The organism is Lacimicrobium alkaliphilum (assembly GCF_002591895.1).
In the GTDB taxonomy this organism is placed as follows: Bacteria; Pseudomonadota; Gammaproteobacteria; order Enterobacterales; family Alteromonadaceae; genus Lacimicrobium; species Lacimicrobium alkaliphilum.
The window spans coordinates 1-357 of sequence record NZ_NISX01000049.1 but is presented as its reverse complement, the minus strand read 5'-3'; the positions used below and the strand labels follow the sequence as shown (position 1 = coordinate 357).

1 protein-coding gene is annotated in these 357 nt (G+C 52.4%); it reads left to right on the top strand.

Annotation, left to right across the window (positions count from 1 at the left end; all coding sequences use genetic code 11):
* A partial coding sequence (locus tag CDA54_RS19420) for an EF-Tu/IF-2/RF-3 family GTPase (RefSeq protein ID WP_244903113.1) occupies positions 1-357 on the top strand: 357 nt, incomplete at both ends.

Genomic DNA, 357 nt, shown 5'->3' with positions numbered 1-357 from the left:
GGCGAAGCACTGGACACCTATATTCCGGAGCCAGAGCGTGACATCGACAAGCCGTTCCTGCTGCCAATCGAAGACGTATTCTCAATCTCAGGCCGCGGTACAGTAGTAACCGGTCGTGTAGAGCGCGGAATTGTAAACACTGGTGACGAAGTTGAGATTGTTGGTATGAAAGATACCACCAAGACAACGGTTACGGGTGTAGAGATGTTCCGTAAGCTGCTTGACGAAGGTCGTGCTGGCGAGAACATTGGTGCGTTGTTGCGTGGAACCAAGCGTGACGACGTAGAGCGTGGTCAGGTACTGGCGAAGCCAGGCTCCATCACGCCACACACCAAGTTTGAAGCAGAAGTTTATGTT